The 19,740-nt window shown below is 70.5% G+C and carries 16 protein-coding genes; all 16 read left to right on the top strand.

Annotation, left to right across the window (positions count from 1 at the left end):
* The first annotated feature begins 225 nt into the window (after positions 1-225).
* The 16 genes from DW309_RS16840 to guaA all read left to right on the top strand — a co-directional run bounded on the left by DW309_RS16840 (position 226) and on the right by guaA (position 19,729).
* A complete protein-coding gene (locus tag DW309_RS16840; protein WP_136035184.1) occupies positions 226-540 on the top strand; it encodes a DUF2277 domain-containing protein in 315 nt (104 codons plus the stop codon).
* Between the two features lie 141 nt (positions 541-681).
* The gene (locus DW309_RS16835) at positions 682-1,728 is read left to right on the top strand and encodes a response regulator (protein WP_136046028.1); all 1,047 of its coding nucleotides are present in this window, start codon (positions 682-684) and stop codon (positions 1,726-1,728) included.
* Positions 1,729-2,718 (top strand): ATP-grasp domain-containing protein, encoded by a 990-nt coding sequence (locus DW309_RS16830; protein WP_136046027.1) that lies wholly within the window; start codon positions 1,729-1,731, stop codon positions 2,716-2,718. It begins immediately after the preceding gene.
* Positions 2,715-3,431 carry a PHP domain-containing protein gene (locus tag DW309_RS16825; RefSeq protein ID WP_136046026.1) on the top strand — a complete coding sequence of 239 codons (717 nt, stop codon included), beginning with the start codon at positions 2,715-2,717 and terminating at the stop codon, positions 3,429-3,431. Before DW309_RS16830 ends, DW309_RS16825 begins: the two co-directional genes overlap by 4 nt.
* A complete protein-coding gene (locus DW309_RS16820; RefSeq protein ID WP_136036406.1) occupies positions 3,431-4,918 on the top strand; it encodes a glycosyltransferase family 2 protein in 1,488 nt (495 codons plus the stop codon). Before DW309_RS16825 ends, DW309_RS16820 begins: the two co-directional genes overlap by 1 nt.
* Positions 4,915-5,058, top strand: a complete 144-nt coding sequence (locus DW309_RS19795; RefSeq protein ID WP_168387313.1) for a hypothetical protein — start codon at positions 4,915-4,917, stop codon at positions 5,056-5,058. The genes DW309_RS16820 and DW309_RS19795 overlap by 4 nt, the downstream gene beginning before the upstream one ends.
* Entirely contained in the window at positions 5,055-5,402 is a 348-nt protein-coding gene (locus tag DW309_RS16815) for a response regulator (RefSeq protein ID WP_136033572.1), read from the top strand. The genes DW309_RS19795 and DW309_RS16815 overlap by 4 nt, the downstream gene beginning before the upstream one ends.
* Positions 5,399-7,213, top strand: a complete 1,815-nt coding sequence (locus tag DW309_RS16810; RefSeq protein ID WP_136046025.1) for a sensor histidine kinase — start codon at positions 5,399-5,401, stop codon at positions 7,211-7,213. The genes DW309_RS16815 and DW309_RS16810 overlap by 4 nt, the downstream gene beginning before the upstream one ends.
* A 76-nt stretch (positions 7,214-7,289) precedes the next feature.
* Complete coding sequence (locus DW309_RS16805; RefSeq protein ID WP_136046024.1) at positions 7,290-8,978, top strand: ABC-F family ATP-binding cassette domain-containing protein; 1,689 nt, start codon at positions 7,290-7,292, stop codon at positions 8,976-8,978.
* Between the two features lie 49 nt (positions 8,979-9,027).
* Positions 9,028-10,143: a GuaB3 family IMP dehydrogenase-related protein gene (locus DW309_RS16800; RefSeq protein WP_136033579.1), complete on the top strand. Its 1,116-nt coding sequence runs from the start codon at positions 9,028-9,030 to the stop codon at positions 10,141-10,143.
* Positions 10,144-10,202: 59 nt separating this feature from the next.
* Positions 10,203-10,961: an SURF1 family protein gene (locus DW309_RS16795; RefSeq protein WP_136036415.1), complete on the top strand. Its 759-nt coding sequence runs from the start codon at positions 10,203-10,205 to the stop codon at positions 10,959-10,961.
* A gap of 270 nt (positions 10,962-11,231) precedes the next feature.
* Positions 11,232-15,833, top strand: coding sequence for an ExeM/NucH family extracellular endonuclease (locus DW309_RS16790; protein WP_240753271.1), 4,602 nt, complete (start codon positions 11,232-11,234; stop codon positions 15,831-15,833).
* A 174-nt stretch (positions 15,834-16,007) separates the two neighbouring features.
* The gene (locus DW309_RS20245; RefSeq protein ID WP_136046022.1) at positions 16,008-16,289 is read left to right on the top strand and encodes a helix-turn-helix domain-containing protein; all 282 of its coding nucleotides are present in this window, start codon (positions 16,008-16,010) and stop codon (positions 16,287-16,289) included.
* Positions 16,286-17,560: a HipA domain-containing protein gene (locus tag DW309_RS16780; protein ID WP_136046021.1), complete on the top strand. Its 1,275-nt coding sequence runs from the start codon at positions 16,286-16,288 to the stop codon at positions 17,558-17,560. Before DW309_RS20245 ends, DW309_RS16780 begins: the two co-directional genes overlap by 4 nt.
* A 73-nt stretch (positions 17,561-17,633) precedes the next feature.
* Positions 17,634-18,146: a DUF3817 domain-containing protein gene (locus tag DW309_RS16775; protein ID WP_136033563.1), complete on the top strand. Its 513-nt coding sequence runs from the start codon at positions 17,634-17,636 to the stop codon at positions 18,144-18,146.
* On the top strand, positions 18,143-19,729 hold the full coding sequence (gene guaA / locus DW309_RS16770; RefSeq protein ID WP_136033560.1) for a glutamine-hydrolyzing GMP synthase: 1,587 nt from the start codon (positions 18,143-18,145) through the stop codon (positions 19,727-19,729). Before DW309_RS16775 ends, guaA begins: the two co-directional genes overlap by 4 nt.
* Positions 19,730-19,740 lie beyond the last annotated feature (11 nt).

Below are 19,740 nucleotides of genomic sequence, written 5' to 3'. Positions count from 1 at the left end.
GTTCGCGGGGGTGCTGTTCCAGGCGGGGGGAGGGGTGCCGGGCTGCGACGCCTCGGGGGGCGGGGGGTTCGTCATGGTCTCTCCTCGATTGAGCGTGCGGTCCGCGCTGCGTTCATCGGCCGCTCCGGTCACCGAAGCGTAGCGATGCCGCGGGTGACGCACCACCCCGCTCGCGGCCGGGTGTCTGGGCTTCCGCGGGGGAGGGGCGGGGCGTAGCGTGCGGGTATGTGCCGGAACATCGTGCCCCTGAACAACCTGGCCCCCGCGGCGACCGATGAGGAGTGCCACGACGCGGCGCTCCAGTTCGTCCGCAAGATCTCCGGGGCGACGGCGCCCTCGCGCGTCAACAGGGACGTGTTCGATCGCGCCGTCGAGGAGATCGCTGCGGCCACGCGACGGCTGCTGGACGACCTCGTGACGACCGCGCCGCCCAAGAACCGGGAGGCGGAGGCGGCCAAGCGCCAGGCCCGCTCGGCCGAGCGATACGAGGCCATCCGGGTGTACCAGCAGGAGAAGCGGGCGGCGCGGGCGGCGACCTGACGCCGCTGCGCGGCCGGGTCTGCCCGCCTGTGCCAGAATCGACGTACCCCGCTCGACTTTCCCCGCGGATCCGGTGATGAAGGCACCGGGATCGCGACGCCGGCCCCCACCGGCAGGGAAGCTCCCCAAGGAGAGCCGTACATGTCTGAGGACGCCCCCCGCATTCTCGTCGTCGACGACGACCACGATGTCGCCCTGCTGGTGAAGACCGTGCTGGAGCGCCGTGCCGGCTGCATCGTCGACCTCGCGGAAGACGGGCGCTCCGCGATCGACCGTGTCGCCGCAGTGCGGCCCGACGTGGTGGTCACCGACATCGAGATGCCGGGTCTCAGCGGCCTCGAGCTGCTCGCCGAGCTGCGCCGCACGATCCCCTCCGTGCCGGTGATCGTGATGACCGCGCACGTCTCGGTCGAATACGCCGTGTCCGCCTTGCGCGCGCAGGCCGACGAGTTCCTCACCAAGCCGCTCGACAACGCCCGGCTCGTGGAAGCCGTGACCCGCCTGGTGGAGGAGGGCCGACGGCGACGCGAGGAGGCGAGGACGACCGAGGTGGTGCTCGCGATCGGCGCCCACCCCGACGACGTCGAGATCGGGGTCGGCGGCATCCTCGCGGCCCACGCCGCCGCCGGCGACGCGATCACGATCCTCACCCTGTCCCGCGGAGCCAGGGGCGGAGACGCCGACAGCCGTCAGAACGAGTCGCTCGCCGCGGCCGAGCGGATCGGCGCCCGCCTGTTCCTGAAAGACCTCGTCGACACGGAGATCTCCGGCGGCGGCTCCACCGTGCGACTGATCGAAGAGGTCGTGCGCGAGATCCAGCCGACCATCGTCTACACGCACTCCCCGCACGATCGGCACCAGGACCATCGCGCCGTGAGCGAGGCCACGATCGTCGCGACCCGTCGTGTCGGCACCGTCGCGTGCTACCAGAGCCCCTCCTCGACGATCGACTACCGGCCGACGCGCTTCGTGCGCATCGACCGCTTCCTCGACGAGAAGCTGCGTCTGCTGGAGTGCTTCCAGTCGCAGGCCGCCGCGAGCCGTGACTACCTCGCCCCCGAGTTCGTCACCGCGACCGCGCGGTACTGGTCGCGATTCGGCGGGGGCGACGCGGTGGAGCCGCTGGAAGTGGTGCGCGAGACGGCGGAGTTCGTCGGCGCACACGAACTCACACGACGGGAGAGCTGAATGACGCAGCGCGTGCTGGTGACCGGGGCGGGCGGACCGGCCGGGGTGGCGGTGATCCGCTCCCTGCTCCGTCGCTCCGACCTGACGGTGTTCGCCGCCGACATGGACGGCTGGGCGAGCGGGATCTACCTGGTGCCGCCGGAGCAGCGTCGCCTGGTGCCGCCGGGACGCGACGACGACTTCGTGCCCGCGATCGCGCGACTCGTGGCCGAGGACGACCTCGACCTCGTGATCTCCACCGTCGACGTGGAGCTCATCGCGCTCGCGGACCGCCGAGACGAGCTGGCTCCTGCGGTGCTGGCCGCGCCCTCGTCGGATACGCTGCACACGGCCCTCGACAAGCTCGCCCTCGCGGAGCGCTGCGCCCCGACCGGACGCACCCCGCGCACCGTGCTCGCCGGTCCCGACGCCGTCGCGGTCGACTGGGAGTTCCCGGTGTTCGCCAAGCCGCGCCAGGGGGCGGGCAGCCGGGGCATCCGCCTCGTGCCCGACCGCGCCGCGCTCGACGCGCTGCCGACCGACGAGGGCCTCATCGTGCAGGACTTCCTGCCCGGCGAGGAGTACTCGGTCGACGTGATCTCCGACGCCTCCGGTGCAGTGGTCGCCGCGGTGCCGCGCACCAGGGCGAGGGTCGACTCGGGCGTCGCGATCGCCGGACGCACCCTGCGCGACCCCGAGCTGGAGGAGACCGCGTCCGCGATCGCCCGGGCGATCGGCCTGGTGGGCGTCGCCAACGTGCAACTGCGCCGCGACCGCGACGGCCGTGCCGTGCTGCTCGAGGTCAACCCGCGCTTCCCCGGCGCGCTCCCGCTGACGATCGCCGCCGGCGTGGACATCCCGTCGCTGGTCGCCGACCTGTTCCTGGGCCGCGAGCTGCCCGTGCAGGTGCCGTTCCGCGAGGTCGCGTCGGTGCGGTTCCTGGAAGACGTGATCGTCGAGGTCGACGACGTGCTCGTCTCGGAGCACGCCGGTCATCAGGAGGACGTATGAGTCACGCGGTGCTCCGGGGGGACCATCACGTGCACTCCACCTTCTCCGACGACGCGGTCTCCACACTCGAGGAGAACGTGGTGGCCGCGGTCGCCGCGGGGCTCGACACCGTGCGCCTGGTGGATCACGTGCGCCAGAGCACGACCTGGGTGCCGGAGTACCTCGCCGCCGTCCGCGCCCTGCGAATGCCGGACGGGCTCACGGTGCTGACGGGCGTGGAGGCCAAGATCCTCGACGCGTCCGGAGCGCTCGACATCCCCGCGCTCCCCGCCGGCATCGACCGCATCCTGATCGCCGACCACCAGTTCCCGGGCGAGGACGGGCCGCTCGGCCCCACCGCCGTCCGCGAACGCATCGCCGCGGGCTGGGCGGCCGACGACGTGCTCGACCAGTTCGTGGGGGCCGTCGTGGCGACCATGTACCGCCACCCCGGCAACCAGCTCGCGCACTGCTTCTCGATCCTGCCCAAGATCGGCCTGTCCGAGGAGCAGCTGGGCGCCGAACGGCTGCGCGAGTGGGCACGTGCCGCCGCGGCCACCGGCACGCTCGTCGAGGTGAACGAGAAGTGGGCGTGCCCCGGGCCCGACGCACTGGCCGCCCTGCGTGACGCGGGCGCCGAGGTCGTGGCGTCGACCGACAGTCACGTGGCCACCGACGTCGGCCGCTACTCCCGCATCCTTCCGTTGCTCGACGGCGTGGAGGTGACCGGCTGATGCCCGACCTCGCCTGGTACGAGACCGTGATCGTGGTCGTCCTGCTGCTGTGCGTGCTCGTGGGCACGCTGCCCGTCATCAACACGGGCCTGCAGTTCCTGGCGCTCCCGCTGCACGCGTTCCGGAACCACTACCCGAAGGCCGCCCCGTACCACCCGAACGTCGCGGTGGTGATCCCGGCGTGGAACGAGGGCATGGTGATCGGCCCCGCGATCGAGAGGCTGCTGCAGCTGGAGTACCCGGCGGAGCGGCTGCGCGTGTTCGTGGTCGACGACGCCTCCACCGACGACACCCCCGAGATCGTGGCGCAGAAGGCCGCGGCATACCCCGGACGGGTCGTGCATCTGCGGCGCGAGCAGGGCGGCCAGGGCAAGGCGCACACGCTCAACCACGGGCTCGACGTGGTGCTCGCGGACGACTGGACCGAGGCCGTGCTCATCATGGACGCCGACGTGATCTTCGCGCGCGACTCGCTGCGCAAGCTCACGCGTCACCTCGCCGACGAGAAGGTCGGCGCGGTCACGGCGTACATCGCGGAGGGCAGCCGCGACCGGAACTACCTGACGCGCTTCATCGCGATCGAGTACGTGATCGGACAGCTCTCGGCCCGCCGCGTGCAGAACGTCGGCGGCGCCATCGCGTGCCTCGCGGGCGGCGCCCAGCTGCACTCCCGCGCGAACCTGGAGGCCATCGGCGGTCGCATCCCGACCGGGACCCTCGCCGAGGACACGATGACCACGTTCGAGAGCCAGCTCCACGGACGCCGGATGGTGTTCGAGCCGCACGCCGTGGTGCTCGCGGAGGAGCCGCGCACGATCGACAGCCTGTGGAAGCAGCGGCTGCGGTGGGCTCGCGGCAACGTGCAGCTGACGTCCATCTACAAGAAGCTGTGGTTCCGCCCGAGCCGCGATCACAACCTCGGCAGCGTCGGCTTCGGCCTGGCCTGGTTCACGATCCTGCTGCTGCCGGCGTTCATGCTGCTCGCCGCCGCCGGCCTGATCGCGCTCCTGCTGCTGCACAGCGACATCGCCGAGTTCGTGTTCCGCTTCATGTGGATCGCCGCCGCATGCATCTACATCTTCTCGATGCTGTACTCCGTGCAGCTCGACCCGCGGATCGGCCGGCAGTCGTGGCGCGAGGCGATCATGTTCCCCGGCCTCGGCGCGCTGATCCTGATGTTCATCGCGCTGTTCCCGTGGACGCTCGACGGTTTGCTGAACCTCTTCGGCGAAGAGGCGACGGATCAGGCGCGATTCGGGTGGCTGCTGTTCTTCTACCTGTGGGGCCCCGTGTCGATGCTCGGCATCTGGCTGGCGCGTGCCGTCGAGCCCCTGCCCGGAGGGCGTTTCTTCGCCGGGCTGCTCCTCTACGTGTGCGGCTATGGCTCCCTGCTGTGCGCGATCACGGTGGACTCGTACCTCAAGGAGTGGCGCCGCGCCGACGCCTCGTGGATCAAGACCGAGAAGGTCGGACGGGTGGACTCATGACGGACGCACCTTCGCATGACGCCGAGGTCGAGGAGATCGCCGAGGACGCCCGGCGCGAGAAGCGGCTCATCCCGCAGGCCCTGATCTCCCTCGGCATCGTGGTCGTGATCGTGGTCGTGCGAGAGCTGCTTCTCCGATGACCGGGAGGCCGCTGGCGCTCGTGGTCGAGGACGCGGCCGATCAGGCGACGCTCCTGGGGCGGTACCTCGACCGGGAGGGCTTCGACGTCTTCATTGCGCCCGATGCCGAGTCCGCGATCGCCGCCTTCCCCGACATCCATCCGGTCGTCGCCGTGCTCGATTTGCTGCTCCCCGGCATCTCCGGTCACGCCTGCTCGCGTCTCATCCACGAGCGCTTCCCCGACTGCTACCTCGTGGTCAGCTCCGTGCTCGACGTCGCCGACTACCCGCCGGCCGACGCGGCGCTGCCGAAACCCGTCACGGGGGCCGACCTGCACCGCGTGGTCGAGGGGGTGCCGCGATGAGGGCCACGCCGCTCGAGCGCGCCGAGAGCCGCTGGTACCGGGTGTTCGACAACCCGAGTCCGATCGTCAAGCAGGCGCCCACGCTGGTCGCGACGGTGATCGCGGGCAGCATGACGTGGGCCATCCCCGGCCTGCCGTTCACGCACCTCGGCGCGGCGCTGATCGGCATCGGCATCGTGCTGCTGGCCACGCTGCAGGCCGGGGTGCTCAGCGCCCTGCACGTGCGCGAGGGCTGGATCGTGCTGGCGGTCCCCATGCTCGACATCGTGGGGCTCGGCCTCTTCCGTGCGGGGACGGGCGGGGCGGCGTCGCTGTTCAGCTCGCTCGTGCTGCTGCCGATCATCTGGATCGCGGCCGCCCCCGGCATCCGGTGGGTGTTCGTGGTCGGCGCGCTGTCGTCGCTCGCCCTGCTCATGCCGTACATCACCGACCCGCCGTCGAACGCCGTCGTGTGGCTGCGGGGTGTGGTGGGGCCGCTCGTGTTCGCGGCCGTCGCCGCCGTGGTGAACGAGCTGTCGCGGCAGCAGCGGATGCGGGTGGAGCAGGCGGAGGACCTGGTCACCGAACGCACGAGGGCGCTGTCGGAGAACGTGGCGATGATCGTGCAGCTGCGGCAGAAGGAGCACGAGTACCGCGTGCTGCTGGACTCCTTCGAGAGCCTGTGGTCCTCGATCACCGCGCAGGCCGTGATCGCCACCGACCGCGCGGGGCGCATCACGGCGTGGAACCCCGGTGCCGTGCGGCTGCTCGGACTCACGGCCGACGAGGCGCTCGACGACGTTCGCATCGACCGGTTCTTCTCCCGAACGGTGCTGTCGATGCTCGCGGAGGACACGGCAGCGCGACGGGAGGCGTCGGGAGAGGCGTCCGTCGCGGGGGCGAGTGCGGGGCCGGCGCCCGAGGGCATCCGGGCGCTGTTCGCGCAGGCCGACGAGGGGGTCACGGTCGACGGCGACGTGGAGGTCACCACGGCGGGCGGCACGACCGTTCCTGCGCGGGTGACGGTGAGTCCGCACAAGGACGGCTCCGGTGCCCAGCAGGGCTACCTGTTCGTGCTGACCGATGAGACGCGGGCGGTGGAGGTGGCCCGCATGAAGGACGAGTTCGTGGGCATGATCTCGCACGAGCTGCGCACGCCGCTCAGCGCGATCATCGGCTTCCTCGACCTGCTGCAGAACGATCCGGGCCAGCCGCTGACCGAGGATCAGCAGGAGTTCGTCGGGATCATCGAGCGCAACGCGAAGCGCCTGCTCAACCTGGTGGGCGACCTGCTGTTCACCGCCCAGGTGGAGTCGGGGCGTTTCCCGTTGGAGCGCGTGGAGGCCGATGTCGCGGAGCTCGTGCGGTCGGCGGTCGCATCCGCGGGTCCGCACGCGCAGCGGGAGGACATCGAGCTGGTGGCGGACGCGGGCGACGAGCCGATCCGGCTGCTCGTGGATCCGGGGCGGATCGGGCAGGCCGTCGACAATCTCCTGTCGAACGCGATCAAGTTCACGCCGAGCGGCGGCCGGGTCACGGCGGCCGTGCGGCGCGTGGACGGCGGCGTGCAGATCTCGGTCGCGGACACCGGCGTCGGCATCCCGGAGGACGAGCAGGGCATGCTCTTCACGCGGTTCTTCCGGGCCTCGACGGCCACGCGGAATGCCGTGCCCGGCGTGGGGCTCGGCCTCACGATCACCCGCGCGATCGTGCTGGCGCACGGCGGTTCGATGGACGTGACGAGTCAGGAGGGCGTGGGGACCGAGTTCCGCTTCGTCCTGCCGGCTGCGCCCAAGACCGAGGTGCTGCAGACCCTGAGCCGCGCGGACTGACCCGGACCTCCTCGGCCGCAGCATCCTGATAGTCTGGTCGGCTCGCTGTGCGCGGGCGGAAGGACGGCCACGCACTGTGGGGTACATCGACGCATCAGGCATCTCGCTGACGCTTCCCGACGGAAGACCGCTGCTCGACGAGGTCTCGTTCCGGGTCGGCGCCGGCTCGACGAGCGCGCTCATCGGGCCGAACGGCGCGGGCAAGACCACGCTCCTGCGGATCATCCGCGGCGACCAGGCGGCCGACGACGGCGTCGTCACCATCGACGGCGGACTCGGCGTGATGGATCAGTTCGTCGGGCACGGCGAGCCGGGGCAGACCGTGCATGAGCTCCTCGTGCGCGTCGCCCCCGCCCGCATCCGCGCCGCCGCCGAAGCCCTCGACGCGGCGGAGAACGCCCTGATCGACCGTGATGAGCACGACACGCAGATGGCGTACGCCGCAGCCATCGCGGAGTACGCCGACGCCGGCGGCTACGAGCACGAGACCGTATGGGACCAGTGCACGATGGCGGCGCTCGGCGTGCCGTTCGAGCGGGCGCGGTACCGCGAGCTCACGTCGCTGTCCGGCGGCGAGCAGAAGCGCCTGGCGCTCGAGGCCCTGCTGCGCGGACCCGACGCGGTGCTCCTGCTCGACGAGCCGGACAACTACCTCGACGTCCCGACCAAGCGGTGGCTGGAGGAACAGCTGCGGCAGACCGTGAAGACCGTGCTGCTCGTGTCGCACGACCGCGAGCTGCTCGCCCGCGCGGCCGACCGGCTCATCACGCTCGAACCAGGGGCGGCCGGTTCGACGGCGTGGGTGCACGGCGGCGGCTTCGCGACCTACCCGCAGGCGCGCATCGACCGCATGGAGCGGCTCGACGAGCTGCGCCGTCGGTGGGACGAGCAGCACGAGAAGCTGCGCGTGCTGGTCGCGAACCTCAAGGTGAAGGCCTCGGCGAACGACGGCTTCGCCTCCCGCTACCAGGCGGCGCAGACGCGACTGCGCAAGTTCGAGGAGGCGGGGCCGCCCGAGGAGCGTCCGCCCGCGCAGGAGTTCGACATGCGCCTGCGGGGCTCGCGCACGGGCAAGCGCGCCGTGGTGGCCGAGCGGCTCGAGCTCACCGGGCTCATGCGTCCCTTCGACGCGGAGGTGTGGTTCGGCGACCGCGTGGCCGTGCTGGGCTCGAACGGCTCGGGCAAGTCGCACTTCCTGCGACTGCTCGCGCGCGGCGGCAGCGACCCCGACCCGACCCTGGGTCACGTCTCCTCCGCCGCGGAAGACCTGAGTCCCGTCGCGCACACCGGTCGCGCGGTGCTGGGGGCGCGCGTGGTGCCGGGGCTGTTCGCGCAGACCCACACGCACCCGGAGTTCGTCGGACGCACGCTGCTGGAGATCCTGCACCGCGGCGACGACCGCCGGGCGGGGATGCCCCGGGACGCCGCGAGCTCGGCGCTCGACCGCTACGGGCTGGTGCGGCAGGCGCTGCAGACGTTCGAGTCGCTGTCCGGTGGGCAGCAGGCGCGGTTCCAGGTGCTGCTGCTGGAGTTGTCCGGCGCGACCCTGCTGCTGCTCGACGAGCCGACCGACAACCTCGACCTGGAGTCGGCGGAGGCGTTGGAGCAGGCGCTGGCGCGGTTCGAGGGCACGGTGCTCGCGGTCACGCACGACCGCTGGTTCGCGCGGTCGTTCGACCGGTTCCTCGTGTTCGGCTCCGACGGCGAGGTGTACGAGTCGGACGAGCCGGTGTGGGACGAGCGCCGCGTGGCACGGGCCCGGTGACCGCGGGCACGCGCCCCCTCGGGGTGCCCGGTAGGCTGGACGGGTGACCATGGAGATCGAGCTCGGCCGAGGAAAGCGCGCCCGTCGCGCGTACACGTTCGACGACATCGCGGTGGTGCCCTCGCGGCGCACGCGCAACCCGGAGGACGTGTCGACCGCCTGGACGATCGACGCCTTCGGCTTCGAGATCCCGGTGCTCGGCGCGCCGATGGACTCCGTCGTGAGCCCGCGCACGGCCATCATGCTCGGCCAGCTGGGCGGCTTGGGCGTGCTCGACCTCGAGGGTCTGTGGACCCGGTACGAGGACCCGGAGCCGCTGCTCGCGGAGATCGCGGGTCTCGCCGACGACCGGGCGACCGTGCGCATGCAGGAGCTGTACGCCGAGCCGATCAAGCCCGAGCTCATCACGCGGCGCCTGGCCGAGATCCGCGAGGCCGGTGTCACCGTCGCCGGTTCCCTCACGCCGCAGCGCACCCAGGAGTTCTACGACACCGTGGCCGCGGCGGGCGTCGACCTGTTCGTCATCCGCGGCACCACCGTCTCGGCGGAGCACGTGTCGAGCGTGGCCGAGCCGCTCAACCTCAAGAAGTTCATCTACGACCTCGACGTCCCGGTCATCGTGGGCGGCGCTGCCACCTACACCGCGGCGCTGCACCTGATGCGCACCGGCGCGGCCGGCGTGCTGGTCGGCTTCGGCGGGGGAGCGGCGTCCACCACGCGCGCCACCCTCGGCATCCACGCCCCGATGGCCACTGCGGTCTCCGACGTCGCCGCTGCGCGCCGCGACTACCTCGACGAGTCGGGCGGGCGCTACGTGCACGTGATCGCCGACGGCGGCGTCGGTACCTCGGGCGACATCGTGAAGGCTCTCGCGATGGGCGCCGACGCGGTCATGCTCGGCGTGGCCCTCGCCCGCGCGACCGACGCGCCGGGGCAGGGTTTCCACTGGGGCCCCGAGGCGCACCACCCCAAGCTCCCGCGCGGCCGCCGGGTCGAGGTGGGCGGCATCGGCACGCTCGAGGAGATCCTGTACGGCCCCGCGCCCGTGGCCGACGGCACCGCGAACCTCATCGGCGCGCTGCGCAAGTCGATGGCGACCACCGGATACTCCGACCTCAAGGAGTTCCAGCGGGTCGAGGTCGTGCTCGCCCCGTACGAGGCCTGAGCCGCCGCCGCTGCACCGTGACCGCCCCCGCCCCGTTCCCGCCGACCCTCCGTGAGGTCATGCTGCGCGGACGCTGGATCGGCATGCTGCTGCTGTGCCTCGTGGTCGCCGGGGTGTTCGCGTGGCTCGGGCAGTGGCAGCTGGAGCGCGCGATCGAGACCGACCCGCCGCCGCCCGGCGTGACCGAGCAGGTGCGGCCGCTGTCCGACGTGGTCGAGCCGGGGCAGTACCTCGCCGAACCCCTCGTGGGGCAGCGGGTCGAGACGAGCGGGACGTGGATCCCGGACGACTTCCTGGTGGTGTCGAGCCGCTTCAACGACGGCGTCGAGGGGTTCTGGGTCACCGGACAGCTGCGGGTGGACGAGCGTGTGTCGATCGCCGTGGCGATCGGCTGGGCTCCCGACCGCGCGGCCGCCGATGCCGCGGTGGAGCGCCTGGCCGCGGAGGCCGACGGTCGCCCGGTCGAGGTCGCGGGGCGCATCATCTCGGACGAGGGGCCGTCGGTGCCGCCGCGCAGCGACCCGGAGCGTCTCGACCGCATGTCGCCCGCCGCGCTGCTCAGCCGCTGGCACGACACGGAGCAGCTCGACGTGTACCGCCCGTACCTCGCCTCGACCACCGCGACGGCGGGGCTCGAGGACATCTCCTCGCCGGCACCCGACGAGCAGTCGCCGGTGAACTGGCTCAACGTGTTCTACGCGGTGGAGTGGGCGATCTTCGCGGGCTTCGCGTTCTACCTCTGGTACCGCCTGGCGAAGGACGCGTGGGAGCGCGAGGTCGAGGAGTTCGAGGACGCGGCGGCGGCCGAGAGCGTCTGAACGGCGTGCGCATCCGCGCGACCTCCGGTGCGCTTCTGCGCGCGGCCGTGCCCCGATGTGAACCTTCGTCAGGGGTGCGCGCGGCCCTTCGGTGAGCAGTCGGTGACCATCGTGAAAACTCCGTTGAGGATGTCCGACCCGCTTCGTATGCTCGCTCCATGTGCGCACGCTGGGAGTTCCCGATGCGTGCGGTGACAGCGTCCTGAGCAGGGTCGATACACGATCGAGGAGACAGCACCGATGATGTCCGCTTCAGAGCACGGGGAGCCCATGACCCCCCTCTCGCACCGCAGAACCAGGGGGCGCATCGGCGCTCTCGCCGTGACCTGCGTCGCCACCCTGGGCCTCGGCTCGCTGGTCGCGACGCCCGCCGTCGCCGATCCGACCGGGACCGGGGTGGTGATCAATGAGGCGTACCTCTCCGGAGGCAGTGCCGGTGCGGCGTACACGAACAAGTTCGTGGAGCTGTACAACCCCACGTCCGAGGCGGTGTCGCTCGACGGCATGTCCCTGCAGTACCGCTCGGCGACCGGCTCGGCGGCGTTCACCGGGATCGCGCCGCTCACCGGCAGCATCCCCGCCGGCGGCTACTTCCTGGTGCAGGGCAACAGCAACGGCACGAACGGCGCCGCGCTGCCCACGCCCGACGCGGTCACCGGCCTCACCCCGAGCGGCACGAACGGCACCATCGCCCTGGTCGAGGGCACCACGGCGATCACGCTCGCCCCCGGGTCCGCGGCGGGAGCCGACGGCGTCGTCGACCTGCTCGGCTACGGCACCTCCAACACGTTCGAGACGAAGGCGGCCACGGCGCCGTCGGGCAACACCGACGTGCGGTCGCTGAACCGCACGAACGGCGCGGACACCGACGACAACGGCGTCGACTTCTCGCTGTCCGCCACCATCACCCCGCAGAACTCCGGTGGCACCGACCCCGGCACCGACCCGGGCACCGACCCCGGCACGGAGCCGCAGAAGGCGACCATCGCCGAGGTGCAGGGCACCACCGACGTCTCGCCACTGAACGGCACGCGCGTGCAGGTCGAGGGCGTCGTCACCGCCGACTACCGCACGGGCGGCTACAAGGGCATCGTCATCCAGACGCAGGGCTCGGGCGGCGCGACCGACGCGACCCCCGGCGCCTCCGACGGCGTCTTCGTCTTCCTGAACGCGCTGGCCCCCACGCTCGCGATCGGCGACCTGGTCTCGGTCACCGGCACCGTGAGCGAGTACTACGGCCAGACGCAGGTGAACCCGGCCGCCGCGGCGGACGTGACGGTGGTCACGCCGGGCGTCGGCGTGCCCGCGGTCACTCCGCTGCCCGCCACGGTGCAGGGCGCCGACCGGGAGCAGTACGAGAACATGCTCGTCGCGCCCGAGGGCACCTACCGCCTGGCGTCGAGCCACCAGCTGTACAACTACGGCACGCTGTGGCTGAACGCAGGAGATGCCCTGGCCGTGAAGAGCACCGAGACCACGCGTCCCGGTGCCGACGCCGCCGCGATCGCCGCGGCCAACCGCGCCAACCGCATCCTGCTCGACGACGGCTGGTCGATCCAGGTGACCAACAGCGGCCACCCGGGTCAGCAGCCCTACTTCACGAAGGACCAGGTCGTCCGCAACGGCGACACGGTCGACTTCGGCGACAACGGCTACGTGCTGCAGTGGGGCTTCGACGACTGGCGTCTGCAGCCGGTCGTGCCGATCGACGACTCCTCGCCCGCCGAGCTGAAGGTCGGCTTCGCGGCGACGAACCCGCGTCCGACGGAGGCGCCCGAGGTGGGTGGCGACGTGCAGGTGGCGTCGTTCAACGTCTACAACTACTTCACGACGCTGAAGAGCGAGAACTCCAACGCGCGGGGCGCCGCGAACGCCGCGCAGTTCGCGATCCAGAAGTCCAAGATCGTCGCGGCGATCAACGGCCTCGACGCCGAGATCGTCTCGCTCATGGAGATCGAGAACTCGGTCAAGCTCGGCAAGCCGGTCGACACGGCGCTGAAGGATCTGGTCGCCGGCCTGAACGCCGACGCCGGCAGCGACGTGTGGGGCTACGTGCCCACGCCCGAGGCGCTGAACGATGCGGCGACGACCGACTACATCACCAACGCGATCATCTACAAGAAGGACGCCGTGAAGCGGGTCGGTGACAGTCTCACGACGACCGACGAGTCCGTGTGGGGCAACGCGCGCGAGCCGATCGCACAGGCGTTCGACATCGACGGCCGCGTGGTCACCGTGGTCGCGAACCACCTGAAGTCGAAGTCGCCGCCCGAGGGTGCGGGGGCGGAGCCGGCCGACGGCCAGGGCTTCTTCAACGCCGACCGCGTGGCGCAGGCGAACGCGATCCTCGCCTTCACGGCGGAGCTGGAAGAGACGACCGGCAGCAGCGACATGCTCCTGATCGGCGACTTCAACGCCTACGGCAAGGAAGACCCGATCGACGTCTTCACCTCGCAGGGGTGGAGCGACCTGGTCGCCGACGAGACCGACGGTCAGTACACGTACACGTTCGACGGCGAGCTCGGCTCGCTCGACCACGTGATCGCGTCGCCGTCGCTCGTCTCGTCGATCACCGGCGCGGGCGTCTGGGGCATCAACTCGCCGGAGTGGAGCGACCGCGGCTACGCGTTCGGCGCCACCGAGGAGGGCACTCCGTACCGCTCCAGCGACCACGACCCGATCATCGTCGGCGTCTCCGCGGAGATCCCGCCGGTGAGCATCGACGTGGTCACGGTGAACGACTTCCACGGCCGCATCGAGGCCGACGGGGCCGCGGCCGGTGCCGCGGTGCTCGCCGGTGCGGTGCACCAGTTCCGTGACGCGAACCCGAACCTGATCTTCGCGGGAGCAGGCGACCTGATCGGCGCGTCGACGTTCACCTCCTTCATCAACGACGACAACCCCACGATCGACGCGCTCAACGCGGCGGGCCTCGACGTGAGCGCCGCGGGCAACCACGAGTTCGACCAGGGCTGGGAGGACCTGCGCGATCGCGTGCAGGACCGTGCGGACTGGGAGTACATCTCGTCGAACGTGTTCGTCACTGAGACCGGTGAGCCCGCGCTCGCCCCGGCCTGGGTGAAGGAGGTCGACGGCGTGCGCGTCGGGTTCGTCGGCGCCGTCACGGAAGACCTCGACTCGCTGGTGTCCCCGGAGGGCATCGCCGATCTCGAGGTGCGCAGCATCGTCGACTCCGTCAACGCGGTGGCCGACGACCTGCGCGACGGTGACGCGTCCAACGGCGAGGCGGATGTCGTGATCCTGCTCGTGCACGAGGGTGCCGAGAGCACCGCGCTGTCGGCCATCACGGAGGACTCCCCGCTGGGTGAGATCGTCTACGGGGTGGACGACGACGTGGACGCGATCGTGTCGGCGCACACGCACCTCGCGTACAACCACGTGATCGACGGTCGCCCCGTGGTCTCCGCCGGTCAGTACGGCGAGAACCTCGGGCTGATGAACCTGCAGGTCGACCCGACCACGAAGGAGCTGCTCTCGATCACCAACGAGATCAAGCCGCTCACGGCCGCCGGCAAGCCGCTGTACCCGGCGGTGCCGGAGGTGCAGGCGATCGTCGACGCCGCCAAGGCCGAGGCCGACGTGCTGGGCGCCGTGAAGGTGGGTGACATCACCGCCGACTTCAACCGGGCGCGGCAGACGAACGGCTCGGAGAACCGCGGCGGCGAGTCCACGATCGGCAACTTCGTGGCCGACGTGCAGCAGTGGTCCACGGGCGCCGACCTGGCTCTCATGAACCCGGGAGGCATCCGCGCGAACCTCACGTACGCGTCGTCGTCCGCGAGCGATCCGAACGGCAACGTCACCTACCGCGAGGCGGCCACGGTCCAGCCCTTCGCCAACACGCTGGTCACCCTGACCCTCACCGGCACGCAGCTCAAGGGCGTGCTCGAGGAGCAGTGGCAGCCGGCGGGGTCGGCACGTCCGTTCCTCAAGCTCGGCGTCTCGAAGGGTCTCGTCTACACGTACGACCCGACCGCGGTGCAGGGCTCGCGCATCACGTCGATCACGCTGAACGGCGCCCCGGTCGACCCGGACGCGCAGTACACGGTGGCGGCGAACTCGTTCCTCGCGGCGGGTGGCGACAACTTCGCCACCTTCAAGGAGGGCGCGGGCAAGCGCGACACCGGCAAGATCGACCTGCAGTCGATGGTGGACTGGTTCGACGCGAACAAGACCGCGACGCCCGATCTCGCCCAGCGCGCGGTCGGCGTGACGCTCAGCCCGGCCGATGCCGACGGGTACAGCGCCGGCGACCAGGTGACGGTGTCGCTCTCGTCGCTCGCGTTCAGCGGGGGAGAGGCCGCACCGGGCGAGGTGACGCTGTCGCTCGGCGACACGGCGCTCGCCTCGGGCACGGTCGACCCGGCCGTGGTCGACACCACGGACGAGGGCGGCCGTGCGGCGCTCACGTTCGCGGTGCCGTCCGGGGTGTTCGGCGACCAGGTGCTGACGGTGAACGTCCCCGCGACGGGCACCACGGTGCAGGTGCCCCTCACGATCGCCGGCCAGGAGGAGTTCGCCGGCACGATCGAGCTCGGCTCCTCCAAGGTGGCCGCGGGCAAGAAGCTCACGGTCACGGGCGAGGGGTATGTGCCGGGCGAGACCGTGACGATCGCGCTGCAGCCCAAGAAGGGCGCGGCGGTGCAGGTCGGCACGGTGCAGGTCGGCGCCGACGGGACGTTCACCACGCAGGTGACCGTGCCGAAGAGCGCACAGCCGGGCAAGTACACGGTCTCGGCGGCTCAGGCCGACGGTGACGCGGCGACCGCGACCGTCACGGTGAACCGTGCGGGCGGCATCGTCGGCGCGATCATCGACTGGCTGTGGGACCTCATCTCCGGCTGGTTCTGAGTCCGGAGCGGATGATCGCAGCGGAGGCCGTCGGGAGCGATCCCGGCGGCCTCCGTCGTGCCCGTTGTGTGTTCCAGCGCACATGTCGCGAGGTGTGTTTAAACACACAAGAGGAAGTGTTACTTTTATGACACAAAAGCGGTAGTGTGTTTAAACGCACAACGCGGAGGTGTCATGGAGAGTCAGCCATTCCACTCGGCGCGACAGCTCGGCGCCGTCATGAGGGCCGCGCGTCTACGCCGGGGCTGGAGTCAGACGGAGCTTGCTGAGCGAGCGGCCGTCGACAGGCCCTGGTTGGTGAAGTTGGAGACCGGGCACCTCGACAACCCGACGCTTCGACGCGTGCTGCAGGTCGTCGAGTCTCTCGGACTGCAGTTGAGTGTTCAAGAGCCCGTACGAGGCAACTCTGCGTTCGACTTGAACACGTTGTGGGGCGAGGAGGACGACGAGCGATGAAAGCCACCTCTTCTGCCCAGGCCGATCTCGTCGCGTTCATCGACGGTCAGCGCACGGGTCTGTTCTCTCAGAACGCGCATGGCGCGATCAGCTTCACATACGACGACGGCCTGTCGCCCTGGGCGACGCCGCTCTCGATCTCCATGCCCCTCGTGCCCGGTGCCGAGTACGGCAACCGGGTCGCGCGGCCTTTCCTTCAAGGGCTGTTGAGTGACAACCCTGCGACGCTGGAAGCCATCGCTGCTGCGCACCACACGAGTCCCCGGAACCCGATGGCGCTCCTCCGGCATGTCGGACGCGACACGGCCGGTGCGCTCCAGCTGCTGCCCCCGGGCGAAGCGTCCGACGATGCGGAAGCGCGCACGGGCGACGTCCGTTTCATCGACGATCTCGGCGAGCTCGTCGCGTCGGTGGTCGATTCGGCGGGAGATTGGTCCGAGCGGTACGACGAGTTCCGGTGGAGCCTCGCCGGTGCCCAGCCCAAACTCGCGCTGTACCGCTCAGACGACGGCCAGTGGGGCGTTCCGCGCGATTCGACGCCGACCACTCACATCCTCAAGCCTGCGGCGCGCGGTGGCCGTCACGATGTCAACGAGTTCCTGACCATGCGAGCCGGGCGTCATCTGGGGCTTCGTGTCGCTGACCACGGGCTCCTGGTCACGGACCGCGGTGACTTCGTCTTCGTGGCGGAGCGCTATGACCGTGTCCGGACCGGTGGCCGACTCCACCGGCTCCATCAGGAGGATTTCGCGCAGGCGCTCAGCGTCGACCCCGCACTCAAGTACCAATCCGACGGCGGCCCCGGGCTGGAGAAGTTCGCTCGCGTGGTGCGGGCGTTCGCGCCGTCCGAGCAGCGCCGCGCGGCGAACGAGCTCTTCGAAGCGCTCGTCTTCACGTGTGCTGCGGCGAACACTGACGCCCATGCCAAGAACTACTCGGTCATCCACTCGGGAACGCAGATGCGGTTGGCACCCCTGTACGACCTCGGAAGTAACGCGCTCTACAGAGGAGATCAACCGATGCCCTCCGCTGTGTCCATCGGTGGCGAGCGCGTGATGGCCCGTATCGGGATGACGCACTGGTTGAAGGCGGCCAGAACACTCGGAGTCGATGCGCAGACGGCGCGGGATGCCGTCGAACGTATCCGAGGTGGAGTCACCGAGGCGTTCGTGGCCGCACGTGCCGACCTGTTGGCGGACGAGGACGGCCTGACGTACGCGGATCGACTCGTCGAGGCGGTCGGGGAGCGCGCCCACCATCATGGGTGGTGAACTCGTCCGGTCAGGCGGTGGCCGCCCGTGCGGGGCGGAGTCGACGGCATTCCGCCCCGACTAGACTGGACCCATGCCCGAACCGAAAGTCGCCAGCTTTCCGGCGATCCGCGGTGCGCTGAAGTTCTACCAGATCGCGTCGATCATCACGGGAGTCATGCTGCTCCTGCTGTTGACCGAGATGGTGCTCAAGTACACGCCGATCCACCTCGAGCTCTTCGCGGGAGGCTCCGGCGGACCGCTCTGGTTCGCGGGCGTGATCGCGGGCCCCGACTGCCAGTGGTGGTCGCTGTTCGCCCCGATGACGAACTCCTGCGAGATGACGTCGCTGGGCGACGGCTTCAACCTGTCGCTGTTCATCCTGGTGGCCCACGGCTGGTTCTACGTGGTCTACCTGTTCGCATGCTTCCGCATGTGGAGCCTGATGCGCTGGCCGTTCCCGCGGTTCATCCTGCTCGCCCTCGGCGGTGTCGTGCCGCTGCTGTCGTTCTTCATGGAGGCCATCGTCGCCCGTGAAGTGAAGTCCTATCTCGCCACCCGGGAGGCCGAGGAGGCCTCCGCGACCGCCCCGGAAGGTGTCCGTTGACCGAACAGTCCGAGACCCAGCAGCGCCCCGCGCTCGTCGTCGACTTCGGCGCGCAGTACGCGCAGCTGATCGCCCGTCGTGTGCGGGAGGCCGGCGTCTACAGCGAGATCGTGCCGCACACGGCCACGGCCGCGGAGATCGCCGCCAAGAACCCCGTGGCGATCATCCTGTCCGGCGGCCCGTCGTCGGTGTACGAGGAGGGGGCGCCGAAGCTCGACCCCGCCGTGTTCGACCTCGACGTGCCCACGCTGGGCATCTGCTACGGCTTCCAGTACATGGCGCAGACCCTCGGCGGCGAGGTCGCGAACACCGGGCTGCGCGAGTATGGCGCCACCGATGCCGTGATCTCCGGCGACGGCGGCGTCCTGCTGGGCGGGCAGCCCGCGGAGCAGAACGTGTGGATGAGTCACGGCGACCAGGTCGCGAAGGCGCCGGAGGGCTTCGAGGTCCTCGCCACGACCGAGGCGACCAAGGTCGCGGCGTTCGCGAACGAGGAGCGCCGTTTCTACGGCGTGCAGTGGCACCCCGAGGTCAAGCACTCCGACCACGGCCAGCGCGTGCTGGAGAACTTCCTCCACAAGGGCGCAGGGCTCGCGTCCGACTGGAACCCCGACAACGTGATCGCCGAGCAGGTCGAGCGCATCCGCGAGCAGGTCGGCGACGCCCGCGTCATCTCCGCGCTGTCCGGCGGCGTCGACTCCGCGGTCTCGACCGCCCTCGTGCACAAGGCCATCGGCGACCAGCTCACGGCGGTGTTCGTCGACCACGGGCTGCTCCGCAAGGGCGAGCGCGAGCAGGTCGAGAAGGACTACGTCGAGTCGACCGGCGTGCGGCTCATCACGGTCGACGCGGCCGAGACCTTCCTCGGACACCTGAAGGGTGTGACCGACCCGGAGGAGAAGCGCAAGATCATCGGCCGCGAGTTCATCCGCGCGTTCGAGAAGGTGCAGCTCGACCTCGTCGAAGAGGCGAAGGCCGACGGCGGCGCCCCGGTGAAGTTCCTCGTGCAGGGCACGCTCTACCCCGACGTGGTGGAGTCCGGCGGAGGCGCGGGCACCGCGAACATCAAGTCGCATCACAACGTGGGCGGCCTGCCCGACGACCTCGACTTCGAGCTGATCGAGCCGCTGCGGGCCCTGTTCAAAGACGAGGTGCGCGCGATCGGCCGTGAGCTCGGCATCCCCGAGGCGATCGTCGGACGGCAGCCGTTTCCGGGGCCCGGTCTCGGCATCCGGATCATCGGTGAGGTCACCGCTGACCGTCTCGAGATTCTGCGTGAGGCCGACGCCATCGCCCGCGAAGAGCTGACGAAGGCGGGTCTCGACCAGGAGATCTGGCAGTGCCCCGTGGTGCTGCTGGCCGACGTGCGCTCGGTGGGCGTGCAGGGCGACGGCCGCACGTACGGCCACCCGATCGTGCTGCGTCCGGTGTCGAGCGAAGACGCCATGACCGCCGACTGGACGCGCCTGCCGTACGACGTGCTGTCGAAGATCTCGAACCGCATCACGAACGGGGTGCGCGACGTGAACCGGGTCGTGCTCGATGTCACGTCGAAGCCCCCGGGGACGATCGAGTGGGAGTGACGGGGGCCGAG

The organism is Microbacterium sp. K41, assembly GCF_004794395.1.
GTDB classification, from domain to species: Bacteria; Actinomycetota; Actinomycetes; order Actinomycetales; family Microbacteriaceae; genus Microbacterium; species Microbacterium sufflavum.
Note: the sequence above shows the minus strand (reverse complement) of the source record. Positions and strands in the feature narration are given on the sequence as shown.

Coding starts and splice junctions, on each gene's coding strand:
- DW309_RS16790 (WP_240753271.1), top strand. CDS start 11,232: ATGACCCCCCTCTCGCACCGCAGAACCAGGGGGCGCATCGGCGCTCTC.
- DW309_RS16775 (WP_136033563.1), top strand. CDS start 17,634: ATGCCCGAACCGAAAGTCGCCAGCTTTCCGGCGATCCGCGGTGCGCTG.
- DW309_RS19795 (WP_168387313.1), top strand. CDS start 4,915: ATGACGGACGCACCTTCGCATGACGCCGAGGTCGAGGAGATCGCCGAG.
- DW309_RS16840 (WP_136035184.1), top strand. CDS start 226: ATGTGCCGGAACATCGTGCCCCTGAACAACCTGGCCCCCGCGGCGACC.
- DW309_RS16815 (WP_136033572.1), top strand. CDS start 5,055: ATGACCGGGAGGCCGCTGGCGCTCGTGGTCGAGGACGCGGCCGATCAG.
- DW309_RS16825 (WP_136046026.1), top strand. CDS start 2,715: ATGAGTCACGCGGTGCTCCGGGGGGACCATCACGTGCACTCCACCTTC.
- DW309_RS16780 (WP_136046021.1), top strand. CDS start 16,286: ATGAAAGCCACCTCTTCTGCCCAGGCCGATCTCGTCGCGTTCATCGAC.
- DW309_RS16820 (WP_136036406.1), top strand. CDS start 3,431: ATGCCCGACCTCGCCTGGTACGAGACCGTGATCGTGGTCGTCCTGCTG.
- DW309_RS16810 (WP_136046025.1), top strand. CDS start 5,399: ATGAGGGCCACGCCGCTCGAGCGCGCCGAGAGCCGCTGGTACCGGGTG.
- DW309_RS16830 (WP_136046027.1), top strand. CDS start 1,729: ATGACGCAGCGCGTGCTGGTGACCGGGGCGGGCGGACCGGCCGGGGTG.
- DW309_RS16795 (WP_136036415.1), top strand. CDS start 10,203: ATGCTGCGCGGACGCTGGATCGGCATGCTGCTGCTGTGCCTCGTGGTC.
- DW309_RS16800 (WP_136033579.1), top strand. CDS start 9,028: ATGGAGATCGAGCTCGGCCGAGGAAAGCGCGCCCGTCGCGCGTACACG.
- DW309_RS16835 (WP_136046028.1), top strand. CDS start 682: ATGTCTGAGGACGCCCCCCGCATTCTCGTCGTCGACGACGACCACGAT.
- DW309_RS20245 (WP_136046022.1), top strand. CDS start 16,008: ATGGAGAGTCAGCCATTCCACTCGGCGCGACAGCTCGGCGCCGTCATG.